We start from the raw sequence: 15,079 nt of genomic DNA, 5'->3' as shown, positions 1-15,079 counted from the left end.
CCGCCTTTTGGCGGGGCTTTTCCTTTTTTTAACCTTGTTTCCTGCCATTATGGGCCGACCGCAGATCCAGGACCCGGAAAGACCCGCATGCGCCGCTTCCACTCTCCGATAGGCATTCTCCAGGGGTCGCGGGTGCTGTTTTCCGATTTTGCCGACGGTGGCCAGATGTGGACCGGACAGGGCAACCGCGAGAGCCGCTTCATCGTCAATTTCCGCGAAAAGTTCATCGCGCCGCCCGCGGTGATGGTCGGCCTTTCGATGTGGGACATGGACAGCCAGACCAATTCGCGCGCCGACATCACGGCCGAGGCGGTGACGGTGAAAGGGTTCCACATCGTGTTCCGCACCTGGGGCGATTCCCGCGTGGCCCGGGTGCGCGCCGACTGGACCGCCATCGGCCCCCTGCGCGACGAGGACGACTGGGACGTGGGCTGACCCCCCGCGCGCGCCGGAGTTTTCAAAAACTCCGGTCCGGAGCCTTTGAAGGCTCCGGCACGATTTCTTACGAGAAATCGTGGTTCACATGGCGAGGGTGCGGGGGGGCGTCCAGCGCGGGAACAGTCGCATCAGTGTGCCCGCGCCCCACCAGGACAGGAAGGCGATGACGATCCCGGCATAGCCGTCCACCGCGTAATGCCAGGCCAGCAGCACCGAACCGAGCAGGATCACCACCGAAAAGCCCACCATGATACGCCCGGCAAGGCGGCTGAACTGCCAAGCGTAGAGCGTCATCAGCACGGTTGAGGCAACATGCATCGAGGGAAAGGCCGAGATCCCGTTCAGCCCGACCGGCCCCGCGTAGTATTCCCAGAGCGCGTCCTGAGGTTCCAGCACGGTGATGGGCTGGCTGGTGGCATGCTCGTGCAAAGCCTGCATCAGCGGCGCGTAATAGTCGCCGAATCCGAGGCGCTCATAATAGACCGGCCCTGCCGAGGAAAACAGCGTGGCGACCAGATTCCCGCCCACGCCCCAGCAAAAGACGAAGGCGATCAGATAACGAATCCTGGTCCATGGATCGGTCGTGCTGAAACAGGTAAGCAGCAGAACGAAATATAAAAGAAACATCCAGTAATTATAAGCGCCCGTCACTAGGGTGATGATCCAAGAATAGCCTATCACGCCATGCAGGACGCGCCAGGGGTCCAGTCCGAAATGCACCGAATTGTCGATGGCCGCGAAAGCCTCGTCCCAGGAGAACGGCTGGAGGATTGGGATCAGCTTTTTCAGAAGCCCGAACGAGATCATGATCGTCACCACCAGCACGAAGCCTATCACGCCAGTGACGATGCGCTGCGGATCGGTCACGGTGGCGCGGATGTCAGTCCTGAACCAGGCCATTTGGTCGCAGGGGCGCACCACGAAGCGCATATGCAGAAAGCGCCACAGCAGCATGAAATAGATCATGCCGGGCACATAGCTGAGGAAGTTCCATACCAAGACCCAGCCCATCCCGCTTTCCATGACCGGCGCATGGATCCGGGTCAGGGAAAAGGCAATCAACGCATAGAGGCCGGTGACCGCGATCAGCAGCCCGTGCTGTCGCAGTGCCGGGCGAATCAAGGGAAGAAAACGGGACTCTTGGAAGATGGCGACCTTTTGCATTTGCTTTCCACAGCCTGAAAACAGTCTGCTGGATGACCCGCCATTATGGCCTGAAAAGGGCAGAATATGGAAAAATCTGTTCTGTAACGGGACACGTCCCGCACTCAGCTGCGCGGATAGAGGCTTTCGTAGATCGGCACCAGGGTATCGGTCTCGAACAGCGAGGAGACCGACATGCCGCCCCAGATGTTCAGCACGGCCTGGGCGAAGATCGGCGCGGTCGGCACGATGCGGATGTTGGGACAGGATTTCACCGCCTCGGTCGGCTCGATCGAATCGGTGATCACCAGGGATTTCATCACCGAGTTCTGCACCCGCTCGACCGCGGGGCCCGAGAGAACGCCATGGGTGATGTAGGAATGCACCTCGGTCGCGCCGGCCTCGATCAGGGTCTCGGCGGCTTTGCAGAGTGTGCCGGCGGTGTCGCAGATGTCATCGACGATGATACATTTCTTGCCTTCGACATTGCCGATCACCGTCATCCCGGCGACCTCGCCCGCCTTCTCGCGGCGCTTGTCCACGATGGCGAGCGGCGCGTTGATGCGCTTGGCGATCTCGCGCGCCCGGGCCACGCCGCCCACGTCGGGCGAGATGATCATCACATCGCTCAGCTGGCCGCGGAAATGGTGCTCGATGTCCAGCGCGAAAACCGGGCTGGCGTAAAGGTTGTCCACCGGAATGTCGAAGAAGCCCTGGATCTGCGCCGCGTGCAGGTCGAGCGTCAGCACCCGGTCGACCCCGGCGGTCTGGATGAGGTTCGCCACCAGCTTCGCGCTGATCGGCGTGCGGGCCTTGGTGCGGCGGTCCTGGCGGGCATAGCCGAAATAGGGGATCACCGCGGTGATGCGCGCCGCCGAGGACCGGCGCAGCGCATCGACCATGATCAGCAGCTCCATCAGATTGTCGTTCGCCGGGTTCGAGGTCGGCTGGATGACATACATGTCCTCGCCGCGCACATTGTCGAAGACCTCGACGAAGATCTCCTGGTCGTTGAACCGCTCGACCCGCGCATCCACCAGGTTGAGCGACATGCCGCGGTGCATCGACATGCGCCGCGCGATGGATTTGGCAAGCGGCAGATTGGCATTGCCGGAGATGAGCTTCGGCTCGGTGATGGCGGCCATGGCAGGGGCTCCGTGTGGGCAGCGGAATCGGGATGCGCGCCGCATACCACCGCCCGCGCCCGGGGCAAAGGGGCGGCACAGGGCGAATCCCGCGCCGACGTGGCGAAAATGCCCGCGTCAGACGGGTTGCGGCGGTGCGGGCGCAGGTCTATCCCCGGTGCGGCCCGAAGACAGGAGGCGAGATGACCCACCCGACCGCCCTGCGCAGGTTCGGCCCGCCAGGCGCGCGGCCGCTGCTGGCGCTGCATTGCGCGCTGGCCCATGGCGGGGCCTGGGCGCCGCTGGCGGGCGCGCTGCCCGGCGTGGAACTGATCGCGCCCGACCTGCCCGGCCATGGCGACTCGGCCGCCATGCCCGAGGGCGCGGATTTCCACGAACTCACGACCGGGGTGGCGGCGGAACTGGCCGCGCGACAGGCGCCGGTCGATCTGATCGGCCACAGTTTCGGCGCCACCGTGGCGCTGCGGCTGGCGCTGGAACGCCCGGAGCTTGTGCGCAGTCTCACGCTGGTCGAGCCGGTGCTGTTCGCCGCCGCCCGCGGCACCCCGGCCTGGGCGGAATGCCATGCGAAACAGGCCGCGGTCGCGCGGCTGCTGAGGCAGGATCCCGCAGCGGCGGCGGCGCTGTTCCACGCCGAATGGGGGGCGGGGTTGCCCTTCGCCGCGCTGCCCGCCCGCCAGCGCGAGTATCTGACCGCTCGGATGCCGCTGGTCGTCGCCCCCGGCCCGTTGCTGATGGACGACCTTGCGGGCCTCCTGCGTCCCGGCGGGCTGGAGGGGATCGGGGTGCCGGTGCTGCTGGCCGAGGGGGGCCGGAGCCCGCCGGTGGTGGCGGCGATCCTCGATACGCTGGCGGCGCGGCTGCCGGATGTGCGCCGTCTGACCGTGGCGGGGGCCGCGCATATGCTGCCGCTGACCCATCCGGCGCCCCTGGCGCAGGCGATGCAGGATCTGCTGGCGCGGGCGTGACGCCTCAGAAGGCGGCGAGGAAGCGGTCGATATCCTCGTCGCTCGTGGCCCAGCTTGTGACCAGGCGCGCGCCCGCGTCGTCCTGGTAATATTCCGCCCCCATGGCGCGCAACCGTTCGTGAGTGCCCGCGGGCCAGGCCGGGAACATCATGTTCGCCTGCACCGGATGGCGCTGCGTGACGCCGGGGATCCGGGCCAGCCCTTCGGCCAGACGCGCGGCGGCGCGGTTCGCGCGCGCGGCAAGGTCGAGCCAGAGCCCGTCTGTCAGATAGGCCTCGAACTGGGCCGAGAGGTAGCGGTGTTTCGACAGGAGATGCCCGCCCCGCTTGCGGCGCAGCTCGAATTCCCAGGCGCGGGCCGGGTCGAAGATCACGACCGCCTCAACCCCCATGCAGCCGTTCTTGGTGCCGCCGAAGGACAGCACGTCCACCCCCGCCCGCCAGGTCAGATCGGCGGGGCTGGCGCCGGTCGCCACCACCGCATTGGCGAAACGCGCGCCGTCGAGATGCACCGGCAGGCCGTGGTCGCGCGCGAGCTGTGCCAGCGCGGCGGTCTCGGCGGGCGTGTAGACCGTCCCGGCCTCGGTGACATTGGTCAGCGACAGCGCGCCGCGCTGGACGCCATGCACGCCGCCCGTGCCGGTGGCGGCAAGCGCCGCGCGCAGAGCCCCGGGGTCGATCCTGCCGTGATCGCCGCCCGCGAGCACCAGCTTGGCGCCATGGGTGTAGAATTCCGGCGCGCCGCATTCGTCCTCGGCGATATGGGCACGGGTCTGGCAGAACACCGCGCCCCAGGGCGGCGTCAGCAAGCCGAGCGCGAGCGCATTCGCCGCGGTGCCGGTCGTGACCAGACAGACGGCGGCCCCGGGGGCCTCGAAGATCTCGCGGATGAGGGCGGTGACGCGGGTCATCGCCGCTTCGGTGCCGTAGCCCGGCTGCCAGCCCTCGTTCGCGCGCGCAAGCGCCGCCATGATCTGCGGCGCCACGCCGGAGGTGTTGTCGGAGGCGAAGAACATCAGACGTCTTCCTCGAAGATGTAATCTTCCCAGTCCTCTTCCGGCACGGTCAGTTCCGAAACCGTCCGGCCCCGGATCGAGGGGCCGAGGGTGTGGGTGCTGTCAGGATCGCCGGTGAGCAAAGGGTGCCAGTCGGGCAGTTTCTCGCCGTAGTAGAGCAGTTTGTAGGCGCAGGTGGCGGGCATCCAGTAAGCCGATTTCGCCAGCGTCTTCGGCGTCAGGATCACGCATTCGGGGACATGGCGCTTGCGGTTGGGATAGTCCGAGCAGCGGCAGGTGTCGTTATCGAACAGCCGGCAGGCGACGCAGGTGAAAACCAGCTCGCCGGTGTCCTCGAACTCCAGCTTGTTCAGGCAGCATTTGCCGCAGCCATCGCAAAGCGCCTCCCATTCGGGGGGAGTCATCTTCTTGAGGGGAACGGTTTCCCAGAACCGGGGGCGCAGATCGGACATGGGATACATCTGCCCCCTGGATCCGCGAAAGGGAAGGGGGCGCAAAAATCTTCGAAGATTTTTGCAAATTCCTTTGAAGGAATTTGGCGCTCACTCGGCCAGGATCTCGCGCGCCTGATCGCAGTCGCGGTTCATCTGCTCGATCAGCGCGGGCAGCCCGTCGAATTTCAGCTCGGGGCGCAGGAAGTCCACCAGCGCGACCGAGAGATGCCGGCCGTAGAGATCGCCTTTGAAATCCAGGAGATGCGTTTCCAGATTGGGCGCCACGCCGTTGAACATCGGCCGCACCCCAAGGCTCGCCGCGCCCATATAGCTGCCGGTCTGCGGGCCGGTAAGCACATCGACCCGCACCGCATAGACCCCGAAGCGCGGCAGATGCAGCCCGGCCAGTTCCATATTGGCGGTGGGGAACCCCAGTTCGCGGCCGCGCTTCTCGCCATGGATCACCTCGCCCTCGATCCGGTGCAGGTGGCCCAGCATTTCCGCCGCGTCGCGCGGGCGGCCCTCGGCCAGCGCATCGCGGATCGCGGTCGAGGACACGCCGATCCCGCCCCTGCGGATCAAAGGCGCGATCGTGGTGCGGAAGCCGAACGCCTCGCCCAGCCGTTTCATGTCCCGGGCGGTGCCGGCGCGGCCCTTGCCGAAGCAGAAATCCTCGCCGATCACCACATGGCGGATGCCCAGCCCCTCGGCCAGCACGTCGCGGGCGAATTCCTCGGGGGTAAGGGCGGCAAGGCCCGCGTTGAAGGCAAGCTGGAACAGATGTTCCACCCCCAGCTTGGCCAGCCGGTTCGCCCGCGCCTCGGCATTCATCAGCCGGAAGGGCGGGCCGTCGGGGGCGAAGAACTGGCGCGGATGCGGCTCGAAACAGACGATGCCAAGCGGTTCGGGGCCGCGGGCGAGGTCGATCACCGCCTGGTGGCCCAGATGCACGCCGTCGAAATTCCCGAGCGCGCAGGAAGTGCCGCGGGCAGCGGGGTCGAGCCATTGCCAGTCCTGGTGAATCTGCATCTTTCCCCGCGGGTTTCAGGGCCGCGGGCGCAGATGGTCTGGCCGGACCCCGTTCAGTCGAATTTACGGCTTGGGGCCAGAACGACCGCCTCACCCTTCAGGACCGTTGTTTTACCCACGGATGCGGTGGTTTCAAGGGTCACCCGGCGTTTCGCATGGTCGATCGCCAGCACCGTGACCTCGGCGGTAACCATATCGCCGGGCCGCACGGGGGCCATGAATTTCAGCGTCTGGCCCAGATAGACCGTGCCATGACCGGGAAGCTGCTCGCCGATCACCGCCGAAATCAGCCCGGCGGTCAGCATCCCATGGGCGATGCGGCCCTGAAAGATGGTGTCCTGCGCGTAGGAATCGTCCAGATGCACCGGATTGCGGTCTGTCGAGACCTCGGCGAACAGTTCGATGTCGCGATCGGTGACCTGTTTGGTCAGGCTGCGCCGCATCCCGATTTCGAGATCTTCGATGCAGATGGTGCCGCGCGGCTGATTGTGGCTGGAATCTAACATCATGGCGCTTCCTGTCAGCGGGCGAATCTTCTTCGTCCATCAGAAACGTAACATATGCCGCAATGCAGCGCAATCTTTCGGGTAACTAATTTGCGCGTTGTTGCTGTGGTTGGGAATAAAATTTCCGCCGCATCGCAGTATCAGGTCAGCAGCGGCATGGCGTAGCGCGGATTGGCCTGTTCCTGCGCCAGCCAGGACATCAGCTTTCCGGGTTCGGGCGGCTGACCATATTCCGCGGCATGCAGTCCGCCGGTGATGAAAAGCGCGTCCATTCCTTCGCCCGCGGCGCCCTGGATGTCGGTGAAAAGCCCGTCGCCGATGCACAGGATCGCCGGATCCGCGGCCCCGGTCAGCGCGCTCAGCCGGCGCCGGGCAAGGTCGTAGATCGGCGGATGCGGCTTGCCGAAATAGAGCGTGCGGCCGCCCCGTTCCTCGTAATCGCGCGCGAGCGCGCCCGCGCACCAGATCCGCCGGTCGCCGTAATCGACCATGATGTCGGGGTTGGCGCAGAGCATCGGCAGGCCGAGCGTCTTACCGAGCAGCAGCTCCGCCCGGTAATCCTCCGGGGTCTCGGTCAGGTCGTCGCGCAGCCCGGTGCAGACGATGCCCTCGGCCTCTTTCAGCGGCACCAGCGTGACCGGCGGCTGCGTTGCGGCGATCTCTGCCAGATCGGGGGCGAAATCCGCGAAAAATCCCATGTCTTTCGGCGCACCGATATGGAACACCCGCCGCCCGACGGCGCCGGTCACCAGCCCGTATTGCGCCGCGTCGCCCGAGGTGGCGATCTCGTCCCAGGCGTCGCGCGGCACGCCGAGCCGGCCGATCTGGTCACTCACCCCCTGTTTCGGGCGCGGCGAATTGGTCAGCAGAAGCACCGTCACCCCCCGGGCCCGCGCCGCCTGCAAGGCCGCGACGGCGGCGGGGAAGGCCGCCTTGCCGTTGTGCAGGCAGCCCCAGAGATCGCAGAATACGGCATCGTAATTGCCCACGACCTCGCTCAGAGATCCGATGAGTTCGGTGGTCGGCTGTCCTGCCATGGCGCGTCCTTTCCTGTCCTGCCCCGGATCCAGGCCCGTCTGGTTCAGGCCAGCCTGTTTTGGGCCAGCCTGGTTCAGGCCCGTCTGGTTTAGGCCCGTCTGGTTTAGGCCCGTCTGGTTTAGAGCAGTCTGGCGCAAAGCGCAAAGGCCCTGCGGCTTGCCCAAGTCCCGCGCCCGGTATAGGACCGCGCAAGGGAACCGGAGGCCGGACATGACCGTATCCGTTGGCATCATCATGGGCTCGCAGTCGGACTGGGCCACGATGAAAGAGGCCGCGCTGATCCTCGACGAGCTGGGAATCGCTTATGAGGCGAAGATCGTCTCGGCGCATCGCACCCCGGACCGGCTGTGGGATTACGGACGCGCGGCGGTCTCACGCGGGCTGAAGGTGATCATCGCGGGCGCCGGGGGGGCCGCGCATCTGCCGGGGATGATGGCCTCGAAAACGCGGGTGCCGGTGATAGGCGTTCCGGTGCAGACGAAGGCGCTGTCGGGCGTTGACAGCCTTTATTCCATTTTGCAGATGCCGAAGGGCTTTCCGGTCGCGACCATGGCGATCGGCAGCGCGGGCGCGGCCAATGCCGGGCTGATGGCGGCGGGGATCCTTGCGGTTTCCGACCCGGCTGTCGCGGAGCGGCTGGACGCCTGGCGCGCGGCCCTGTCGGCCTCCATCCCAGAGGAGCCGAAAGATGACTGAACCGCTGCAACCGGGATCGGTGATCGGCATTCTCGGCGGCGGTCAGCTCGGGCGGATGCTCTCGGTCGCCGCGAGCCGTCTGGGCTATCGCTGCCATATTTTTGAACCCGGCGCCGCGCCTGCGGGTCATGTCGCCGAGGTGCTGTTCACCGCGCCCTACGAGGACGAGGCGGCGCTGCGCCGCTTCGCGGAAGGCGTCGATGTCATCACCTATGAATTCGAGAACGTGCCGACCTCGGCGCTGGACCTCCTGGAATCGCTGAAACCGATCCGCCCGAACCGCCGGGCGCTGGCGGTCAGCCAGGACCGGATCTCCGAGAAGGCGTTTCTCAACGATCTGGGCCTGACCACCGCACCCTGGGCGCAGGTGGACAGCGAGGCGGATCTGCGCGTGGCGGCGGAAAAGATCGGCCTGCCGGCGATCCTGAAGACCACGCGGCTCGGCTATGACGGCAAGGGCCAGGCGCGGTTGACTTCGGACGCGGATATTCCCGGGGCCTGGGCGGCGATGGCGGGGGCGCCGGCGGTGCTGGAGGGCTTCGTCGATTTCGAGCGCGAGATTTCGGTGATCGCGGCGAGGGGCCTCGACGGGCGGGTCGCAGCCTATGATCCGGGCGAGAATGTCCACCGCGAGGGCATCCTGCGCACCACCACGGTGCCGGCGCGGATCTCTGCCGGGCAGCGCTCGGATGCGGTGCTGCTGGCCGCGAAGATCCTGAACGCGCTGGATTATGTCGGCGTGATGGGGGTCGAGCTGTTCGTCACCCGCGCGGGCCTTATCGTCAATGAAATCGCGCCCAGGGTGCATAACTCGGGCCACTGGACGCAACAGGGCTGCGCGGTGGACCAGTTCGAGCAGCATATCCGCGCGGTGGCGGGCCTGCCCCTGGGCGACGGTGCGCGCTATGCCGATGTGGTGATGGAGAACCTGATCGGCGCCGATGTCGAAAAGGTGCCGGCGCTGCTGGAAGAGCGCGGCGTCGCGGTGCATCTTTACGGCAAGGGCGCGCACCGGCCCGGGCGAAAGATGGGCCATGTGAACCGCGTCAGCGGCTGAACGCTCGCCTGTGGTCCGGCGGCGGATGCCTCCGGCGGGGGTATTTGAGTCAGGATGAAAGGGCCGGGCCGGGCTTTTCCGCGCTGTGGTCGAAACGGCCATGCGACAGGAAATGCAGGGTCTGGCGGATCACCCCGGGCGAGAACATCATCCAGGTGTGGCTGACCGGCAGGGTGATGTGGTCGCTCATCCCGTCGAGCCTTGTGCTGGCCACGCTGACCTTGCCGTCGTCCTCGCCCGGCAACAGCGCCGAGAACCAGGGGCTGACCGAGCGGTTCCCGGCGATGATCCCGAGCGGGAAATCGGCGGGCGGCAGGCGGTTCGGCCAGCTGTCCGGCCCGGTGCCGAGCGAGAGCCCGGCCGGGCCGTTGATCCAGCGGAACGGGGCGAGGCTGCCGAGATGGTCGACGATCTCGGAGCCGTGGTTCGGCGGGCCGAGCATGACGCTGCGGCCCAGAGCGGCGGGGCGGTGATGGCGCAGCCAGTCGCGTAACAGGATGCCGCCCATCGAATGGCTGACGGTATGGACCGGCCCGCCCGCCCGGGCGAAGGCGGCGGTCAGCCGGTCGGGCAGGCCCGCGGTCTCGCCCCGGGTCGAAGGGTAGCTGGCGGAGAACACCGCGTAGCCCGCCGATTTCAGCGCCACCGCCATCGGCAACAGCGAGCGGCGCGAGCGGGCGAGGCCGTGGATCAGCACCACCGATTCGCCGCGCGGCGGGGCGAGGGGCAGAAGTCCGGTGAGATCGGGCGCGCGCATCGGCGCAGTCTTACGCCGCGCCCGGGATCGCGCAAGTGCTCAGGCCTCGGGCGAGCCGGTGTCGCTTTGCCCCTGGATCCGGTCCGCCCGCGCCGCGCGCGCCAGCTGGGTATAGCGGAGGCGGAAGAGGTCGATACTCTCCTCGTCCAGTTCCTCCAGGTCGAGCAGCGCGTTGTGGGCGCCCTGCGTCGCGCGGATCAGCTCGTCGAGTTTGAGCTGGATCGCGGCGGTGTCGTGGTCCTGGCTGTTCTGGATCAGGAAGACCATCAGGAAGGTGACGATGCTGGTCGTGGTGTTGGCGACCAGTTGCCAGGTGTCGGACCAGCCGAAGAGCGGGCCGGTGACGCCCCAGATCAGGATGAACGAGGCGGCGGCCAGCAGGGTGGCCGGGCGCCCGCACAGTCGGGCGGATCTGCGGGCGATCAGGGCGTAGTTCATGGCGGGCCTCGCTTTGCCGGGGTGGGACAGTCTGTCCCGCCACGCGGGGATGGACAAGCCCGCGCCCGGGTGCCAGCCTGTGGCTTTGTCTGAAGGAGAGGGGGCGCGCATGAGCCGGGCTTTCGTCAACGAGGATGCCGGGATCGACCGCCCCGATCTGCCGGAACTGCCGCTGTCGCCGCATCCGAATTATGTCACGCCCCGGGGGCTCGCGGATCTGCGGGCGCGGCTGGAGGCGCGGCTGGCCGATCTGGCGGCGCTGCGGGCGCGCGAGGAGCGGCTGGACAAGCTGCCCGAGGCGGCGGCGGAACGCGACATCCGCTGGCTGGAGGCGCGGCTCGCCTCGGCGATTCTGGTGGATCCGGCGGCGCAGGATCTGTCCGGGGTGGCTTTCGGCCTCGCGGTCACCGTGGCGGACGAGGACGGGCGCGAGACGGTCTACGAGATCACCGGCGAGGATGAGGCCGATGCGGCTCTGGGCCGGATCGCGCCCTATTCGCCGCTGGCACGCGCGCTGATCGGCGCCCAGGTCGGCGATGAGGTGGTGTGGAAGCGCCCGGCGGGCGATCTGACGCTGGAAGTGGTCGCGATCGGCCTGCCCGGAGGTCAGCCTGGCGCGTAGCGGAACCGGGCCAGGATCCTGACCGCGCCGGCGACGATTGCCACGAGGATGGCGCGGCTCCTCCTGTCCGCTGTTTCCGGCGACCAGGATCAGCAGAAGGAGCGAGAGCAGCGGCAGCGCCACGTCGCGGCCGGGATGAACCGGGCCGCAGGATCGTAGTCCGTGCCGCGCCGAAGAGCAGAACCCATGCGTTGTGTTTCGCGCTGCGGGAATTCGCCGTGGCTTTCCCACCCCCTGCCGCATCCGGCGTTCAGGCTGCGCCGTATCCCCGGGGCACGCAAAGGAAAAGGGCGGCCCGGAGGCCGCCCTTCGCAATCCCGCAAGGGGGATGGATCAGAAGTCCATGCCGCCCATGCCGCCGCCCGGCATCGCCGGAGCCGCAGCCTTGTCGGCCGGACGGTCGGCGATCATGGCTTCGGTGGTGATCAGCAGCGAAGCGACCGAAGCCGCGTTTTCCAGCGCGGTGCGGACGACTTTCGCCGGGTCGATCACGCCGAAAGCGAACATGTCGCCGTATTCTTCGGTCTGGGCGTTGAAGCCGAAAGCGTTCGACGAGGATTCGCGGATCTTGCCGGCAACCACGGCGCCGTCGACACCCGAGTTTTCCGAGATCTGACGCAGCGGAGCTTCCAGCGCGCGGCGGATGATGCCGATGCCGACTTCCTGGTCGGAGTTGGCGCCTTTCAGCCCTTCCAGAACCTTGGTCGCCTGCACCAGAGCCACGCCGCCACCGACGACCACGCCTTCCTGCACGGCCGCACGGGTCGCGTTCAGCGCGTCGTCCACGCGGTCCTTGCGCTCTTTCACTTCGACTTCGGTCGCACCGCCGACGCGGATCACCGCAACGCCGCCAGCCAGTTTGGCCACGCGCTCTTGCAGCTTCTCACGGTCGTAATCCGAGGTGGTTTCCTCGACCTGGGTGCGGATCTGGGCCACGCGGGCTTCGATCTCGGCCTTTTCACCGGCGCCGTCGACGATGGTGGTGTTGTCCTTGTTGATCTGGACCTTCTTGGCGCGGCCGAGCATGTCGACGCCGACATTCTCCAGCTTCATGCCCAGATCGTCCGAGATCACCTGGCCGCCGGTCAGGATCGCGATGTCCTGAAGCATGGCCTTGCGGCGGTCGCCGAAGCCCGGAGCCTTGACGGCAGCGATTTTCAGACCGCCGCGCAGCTTGTTGACCACGAGGGTCGCCAGCGCTTCGCCTTCGACGTCTTCCGCGATGATCACCAGCGGCTTTTGCGACTGGATCACGGCTTCCAGCAGCGGAACCATCGGTTGCAGCGACGAGAGTTTCTTCTCGTGCAGCAGGATGTAGGCGTCTTCCAGCTCGGCAATCATCTTGTCGGCATTGGTGACGAAATAGGGCGAGAGGTAGCCGCGGTCGAACTGCATGCCTTCGACGACTTCGACTTCGGTGTCCATGCCCTTGTTTTCTTCGACGGTGATCACACCCTCGTTGCCGACCTTCTGCATCGCGTCAGCGATGAAACGGCCGATCTGGGTCTCGCCATTGGCCGAGATGGTGCCGACCTGGGCGACTTCGTCCGAATCCTTGACCGGGCGCGAAGCGGCTTTGATCGCTTCGACGACCTTGCCGGTGGCGAGGTCGATGCCGCGCTTGAGGTCCATCGGGTTCAGGCCGGCCGCGACCGAGCGCAGACCTTCCTTGATGATGGCCTGGGCCAGCACGGTGGCGGTGGTGGTGCCGTCGCCGGCTTCGTCATTGGTGCGCGAGGCGACTTCCTTGACGAGCTGGGCGCCCATGTTCTCGAACTTGTCGGCCAGTTCGATCTCTTTGGCGACCGAGACGCCGTCCTTGGTGATGCGGGGCGCACCGAACGACTTTTCGATCACGACGTTGCGGCCTTTCGGGCCGAGCGTCACCTTGACCGCATCGGCCAGGGTGTTCACGCCCTTGAGCATGCGGTCGCGGGCGTCGGTGGTGAATTTAACGTCCTTGGCAGCCATGTGCTGTCTCCTTGGATGTATGGGTTTGGTGGCGGAAAGCGCGGCTCACGGCAGCGGCCGGAGCCCCCCGGTCATCAGCCGATGATGCCGAGAATGTCGCTTTCCTTCATGATCAGCAGTTCTTCGCCGTCGAGCGTGACTTCGGTGCCCGACCATTTGCCGAACAGCACGCGGTCGCCCGATTTGACGCTCGGTGCGATCAGCTCGCCCGAATCCTTGCGCGCGCCCTCACCGACCGAGACGATCTCGCCCTCGGCGGGTTTTTCCTTGGCGGTGTCGGGGATGATCAGCCCGCCCTTGGTCTTTTCCTCGGACTGGACGCGGCGGACCAGCACGCGGTCATGCAGCGGTTTGAAAGCCATCTGGTAACACTCCCATGGGTATCCAGGTTGAATGTGATTAGCACTCACGCCGGGCGAGTGCTAACGGCGAAAGAGGTAGGCAAAGGCCGCGGGCCTGTCAACACCCGGTTGCGGCGAATTTGCGCACAGGGCGGCGGGCGGGACGGAATCCGGCGTGCCGGATAAAATCGCCGGAGAAAATCTTCGCCCGCGCTCTTGGTCCGGCGGCGCTTCGGTGCCACCTTGGCCACAACGCGCTGCCCGGAAGGAACCGCCATGACCCGTCTGATCGCCCTTGCCCTGACTGCGGCTTTCACGCTTGCGGGGGCGGGGGTGCGGGCCGATTGCGCCGGCGTCAATCTGATGGATCAGATGATGCCGGGCGAGCGCGCCGCGATCGGCGCGCGCGCCGATGCGGTGCCCTGGCCGCGCGGCAATTTCTGGACCGCCGAGCGCCAGGGCCAGAGCATGATCCTCGCCGGAACCTATCATATGGACGATCCGCGCCACGATCCGGTGGTGGCGGCGCTGGCGCCCCGGATCGAAGCCGCCGATGCGCTGCTGGTCGAGGCCGGGCCGGATGAGGAGGCCGCACTTCTGCGCGCCATGGGCGAGAATCCCTCGCTGATGTTCATCACCGAGGGGCCGTCGCTGCTGGAGCGGCTGCCGCGCGACACCTGGCGGCGGCTGTCCGAGGCGCTGGAGGCGCGCGGCATCCCCTCGATCATGGCGGCGAAGTTCCAGCCCTGGTATGCGACTGTGGTTCTTGCGATCCCGCCCTGCCAGCTGGCCGATCAGCAACTGCCCAAAGGGCTCGATGGCCGGCTGATCGACGCGGCGCAGGCGGCGGGCGTGCCGATCCGGGCGCTGGAAGCCTATGACACGATCTTCAGCATCTTCGGCTCGCTGACCGACGATCAGTCGCTGGCGATGATCGAATCGACGCTGGCGCTGGAAGGCCAGTCCGAGGATTTCGCGGTGACGCTGGCCGAACTGTATTTCCAGGGCGATTCGCGGCTGATCTGGGAACTGACCCGGCTGTATGCCTATGACCAGCCCGGCTACACCCGTGAAGAGATCGACGCCGAAATGGCCATGATGGAGGAAATCCTGATGACGCGGCGCAACCGGGCCTGGATTCCGGTGATCGAAGAGGCTGCCGCGGCGGGGCCGGTGGTGGTGGCCTTCGGCGCGCTGCATCTGTCGGGCGAGGCGGGGGTGCTGAACCTTCTGGCCGCCAACGGCTGGCAGATCCGCGAAATGCCAATGCCCGCCGTTCCATAAGTCCAGATCCCGGCCGCCTGTGGACCGCACCGCCGTCTGGCGCTATGGCTCTGGCGGGCGCCCGCCCTTCCCATCCGCAAGACGACAGCCGCAAGGATACCGCCATGACCGCTTACCGCGACACGCTTCTTTTCATCGACGGCCAGTGGCGCGCGGCGACCGGGGGCCGGACGCTCCCGGTGATCAACCCCGCCACG

At 66.8% G+C, this 15,079-nt stretch carries 17 protein-coding genes; 6 read left to right on the top strand and 11 right to left on the bottom strand.

The genetic code is table 11. The annotated features are described in order from the left end of the window. Positions 1–87: 87 nt before the first annotated feature. The gene (locus XINFAN_RS07895; RefSeq protein ID WP_124085953.1) at positions 88–435 is read left to right on the top strand and encodes an H-type lectin domain-containing protein; all 348 of its coding nucleotides are present in this window, start codon (positions 88–90) and stop codon (positions 433–435) included. 84 nt (positions 436–519) lie between these two features. Here the strand turns inward: XINFAN_RS07895 and XINFAN_RS07890 are convergent, their stop codons facing one another. Next, on the bottom strand, positions 520–1,560 hold the full coding sequence (locus XINFAN_RS07890; protein ID WP_160144566.1) for a phosphatase PAP2 family protein: 1,041 nt from the start codon (positions 1,558–1,560) through the stop codon (positions 520–522). Between the two features lie 146 nt (positions 1,561–1,706). Beyond that, entirely contained in the window at positions 1,707–2,726 is a 1,020-nt protein-coding gene (locus XINFAN_RS07885; protein WP_124085951.1) for a ribose-phosphate pyrophosphokinase, read from the bottom strand. Between the two features lie 182 nt (positions 2,727–2,908). Here XINFAN_RS07885 and XINFAN_RS07880 point away from each other — a divergent pair, with 182 nt between their 5' ends. Next, positions 2,909–3,694 carry an alpha/beta fold hydrolase gene (locus tag XINFAN_RS07880; RefSeq protein ID WP_124085950.1) on the top strand — a complete coding sequence of 262 codons (786 nt, stop codon included), beginning with the start codon at positions 2,909–2,911 and terminating at the stop codon, positions 3,692–3,694. A gap of 4 nt (positions 3,695–3,698) precedes the next feature. On the opposite strand, the gene XINFAN_RS07875 is transcribed toward XINFAN_RS07880, so the two are convergent. The 5 genes from XINFAN_RS07875 to XINFAN_RS07855 all read right to left on the bottom strand — a co-directional run bounded on the left by XINFAN_RS07875 (position 3,699) and on the right by XINFAN_RS07855 (position 7,715). Continuing rightward, the gene (locus XINFAN_RS07875; protein ID WP_124085949.1) at positions 3,699–4,709 is read right to left on the bottom strand and encodes a threonine aldolase family protein; all 1,011 of its coding nucleotides are present in this window, start codon (positions 4,707–4,709) and stop codon (positions 3,699–3,701) included. Continuing rightward, a complete protein-coding gene (locus XINFAN_RS07870) occupies positions 4,709–5,161 on the bottom strand; it encodes a YcgN family cysteine cluster protein (protein WP_124085948.1) in 453 nt (150 codons plus the stop codon). The genes XINFAN_RS07875 and XINFAN_RS07870 overlap by 1 nt, the downstream gene beginning before the upstream one ends. A 90-nt stretch (positions 5,162–5,251) precedes the next feature. Further along, positions 5,252–6,172: a bifunctional riboflavin kinase/FAD synthetase gene (locus XINFAN_RS07865; protein ID WP_124085947.1), complete on the bottom strand. Its 921-nt coding sequence runs from the start codon at positions 6,170–6,172 to the stop codon at positions 5,252–5,254. Between the two features lie 53 nt (positions 6,173–6,225). Next, on the bottom strand, positions 6,226–6,678 hold the full coding sequence (locus XINFAN_RS07860) for a MaoC family dehydratase (protein ID WP_124086016.1): 453 nt from the start codon (positions 6,676–6,678) through the stop codon (positions 6,226–6,228). Positions 6,679–6,818: 140 nt separating this feature from the next. After that, positions 6,819–7,715, bottom strand: coding sequence for a TIGR01459 family HAD-type hydrolase (locus XINFAN_RS07855; protein WP_124085946.1), 897 nt, complete (start codon positions 7,713–7,715; stop codon positions 6,819–6,821). 211 nt (positions 7,716–7,926) lie between these two features. Between XINFAN_RS07855 and purE the strand changes: the two genes are divergently transcribed. Both purE and XINFAN_RS07845 read left to right on the top strand, forming a co-directional pair. Further along, positions 7,927–8,412 carry a 5-(carboxyamino)imidazole ribonucleotide mutase gene (purE, locus tag XINFAN_RS07850; RefSeq protein ID WP_124085945.1) on the top strand — a complete coding sequence of 162 codons (486 nt, stop codon included), beginning with the start codon at positions 7,927–7,929 and terminating at the stop codon, positions 8,410–8,412. Next, complete coding sequence (locus tag XINFAN_RS07845) at positions 8,405–9,469, top strand: 5-(carboxyamino)imidazole ribonucleotide synthase (protein WP_124085944.1); 1,065 nt, start codon at positions 8,405–8,407, stop codon at positions 9,467–9,469. The genes purE and XINFAN_RS07845 overlap by 8 nt, the downstream gene beginning before the upstream one ends. Before the next feature lie 49 nt (positions 9,470–9,518). Here the strand turns inward: XINFAN_RS07845 and XINFAN_RS07840 are convergent, their stop codons facing one another. Together XINFAN_RS07840 and XINFAN_RS07835 are read right to left on the bottom strand one after the other, a co-directional pair. After that, positions 9,519–10,226 carry an alpha/beta hydrolase gene (locus XINFAN_RS07840; protein ID WP_124085943.1) on the bottom strand — a complete coding sequence of 236 codons (708 nt, stop codon included), beginning with the start codon at positions 10,224–10,226 and terminating at the stop codon, positions 9,519–9,521. Between the two features lie 39 nt (positions 10,227–10,265). Next, the gene (locus tag XINFAN_RS07835) at positions 10,266–10,664 is read right to left on the bottom strand and encodes a low affinity iron permease family protein (protein WP_124085942.1); all 399 of its coding nucleotides are present in this window, start codon (positions 10,662–10,664) and stop codon (positions 10,266–10,268) included. Between the two features lie 109 nt (positions 10,665–10,773). Between XINFAN_RS07835 and XINFAN_RS07830 the strand changes: the two genes are divergently transcribed. Further along, positions 10,774–11,286: a GreA/GreB family elongation factor gene (locus XINFAN_RS07830; protein WP_124085941.1), complete on the top strand. Its 513-nt coding sequence runs from the start codon at positions 10,774–10,776 to the stop codon at positions 11,284–11,286. A gap of 333 nt (positions 11,287–11,619) precedes the next feature. On the opposite strand, the gene groL is transcribed toward XINFAN_RS07830, so the two are convergent. Beyond that, positions 11,620–13,257, bottom strand: a complete 1,638-nt coding sequence (groL, locus tag XINFAN_RS07825; protein ID WP_124085940.1) for a chaperonin GroEL — start codon at positions 13,255–13,257, stop codon at positions 11,620–11,622. Positions 13,258–13,331: 74 nt separating this feature from the next. Continuing rightward, a complete protein-coding gene (groES, locus tag XINFAN_RS07820) occupies positions 13,332–13,619 on the bottom strand; it encodes a co-chaperone GroES (protein ID WP_124085939.1) in 288 nt (95 codons plus the stop codon). Positions 13,620–13,874: 255 nt separating this feature from the next. Here groES and XINFAN_RS07815 point away from each other — a divergent pair, with 255 nt between their 5' ends. Continuing rightward, positions 13,875–14,882, top strand: coding sequence for a TraB/GumN family protein (locus tag XINFAN_RS07815; protein WP_124085938.1), 1,008 nt, complete (start codon positions 13,875–13,877; stop codon positions 14,880–14,882). Positions 14,883–15,079 lie beyond the last annotated feature (197 nt).

It is taken from the genome of Pseudogemmobacter humi, assembly GCF_900609055.1.
Taxonomy (GTDB): Bacteria; Pseudomonadota; Alphaproteobacteria; order Rhodobacterales; family Rhodobacteraceae; genus Pseudogemmobacter; species Pseudogemmobacter humi.
Note: the sequence above shows the minus strand (reverse complement) of the source record. Positions and strands in the feature narration are given on the sequence as shown.

Excerpts from the sequence above, each read along its gene's own strand:
- XINFAN_RS07895 (WP_124085953.1), top strand. The coding sequence starts at position 88 with ATGCGCCGCTTCCACTCTCCGATAGGCATTCTCCAGGGGTCGCGGGTG.
- XINFAN_RS07885 (WP_124085951.1), bottom strand. The coding sequence starts at position 2,726 with ATGGCCGCCATCACCGAGCCGAAGCTCATCTCCGGCAATGCCAATCTG.
- XINFAN_RS07880 (WP_124085950.1), top strand. The coding sequence starts at position 2,909 with ATGACCCACCCGACCGCCCTGCGCAGGTTCGGCCCGCCAGGCGCGCGG.
- XINFAN_RS07875 (WP_124085949.1), bottom strand. The coding sequence starts at position 4,709 with ATGTTCTTCGCCTCCGACAACACCTCCGGCGTGGCGCCGCAGATCATG.
- XINFAN_RS07870 (WP_124085948.1), bottom strand. The coding sequence starts at position 5,161 with ATGTCCGATCTGCGCCCCCGGTTCTGGGAAACCGTTCCCCTCAAGAAG.
- XINFAN_RS07865 (WP_124085947.1), bottom strand. The coding sequence starts at position 6,172 with ATGCAGATTCACCAGGACTGGCAATGGCTCGACCCCGCTGCCCGCGGC.
- XINFAN_RS07860 (WP_124086016.1), bottom strand. The coding sequence starts at position 6,678 with ATGTTAGATTCCAGCCACAATCAGCCGCGCGGCACCATCTGCATCGAA.
- XINFAN_RS07855 (WP_124085946.1), bottom strand. The coding sequence starts at position 7,715 with ATGGCAGGACAGCCGACCACCGAACTCATCGGATCTCTGAGCGAGGTC.
- purE (WP_124085945.1), top strand. The coding sequence starts at position 7,927 with ATGACCGTATCCGTTGGCATCATCATGGGCTCGCAGTCGGACTGGGCC.
- XINFAN_RS07845 (WP_124085944.1), top strand. The coding sequence starts at position 8,405 with ATGACTGAACCGCTGCAACCGGGATCGGTGATCGGCATTCTCGGCGGC.
- XINFAN_RS07840 (WP_124085943.1), bottom strand. The coding sequence starts at position 10,226 with ATGCGCGCGCCCGATCTCACCGGACTTCTGCCCCTCGCCCCGCCGCGC.
- XINFAN_RS07835 (WP_124085942.1), bottom strand. The coding sequence starts at position 10,664 with ATGAACTACGCCCTGATCGCCCGCAGATCCGCCCGACTGTGCGGGCGC.
- XINFAN_RS07830 (WP_124085941.1), top strand. The coding sequence starts at position 10,774 with ATGAGCCGGGCTTTCGTCAACGAGGATGCCGGGATCGACCGCCCCGAT.
- groL (WP_124085940.1), bottom strand. The coding sequence starts at position 13,257 with ATGGCTGCCAAGGACGTTAAATTCACCACCGACGCCCGCGACCGCATG.
- groES (WP_124085939.1), bottom strand. The coding sequence starts at position 13,619 with ATGGCTTTCAAACCGCTGCATGACCGCGTGCTGGTCCGCCGCGTCCAG.
- XINFAN_RS07815 (WP_124085938.1), top strand. The coding sequence starts at position 13,875 with ATGACCCGTCTGATCGCCCTTGCCCTGACTGCGGCTTTCACGCTTGCG.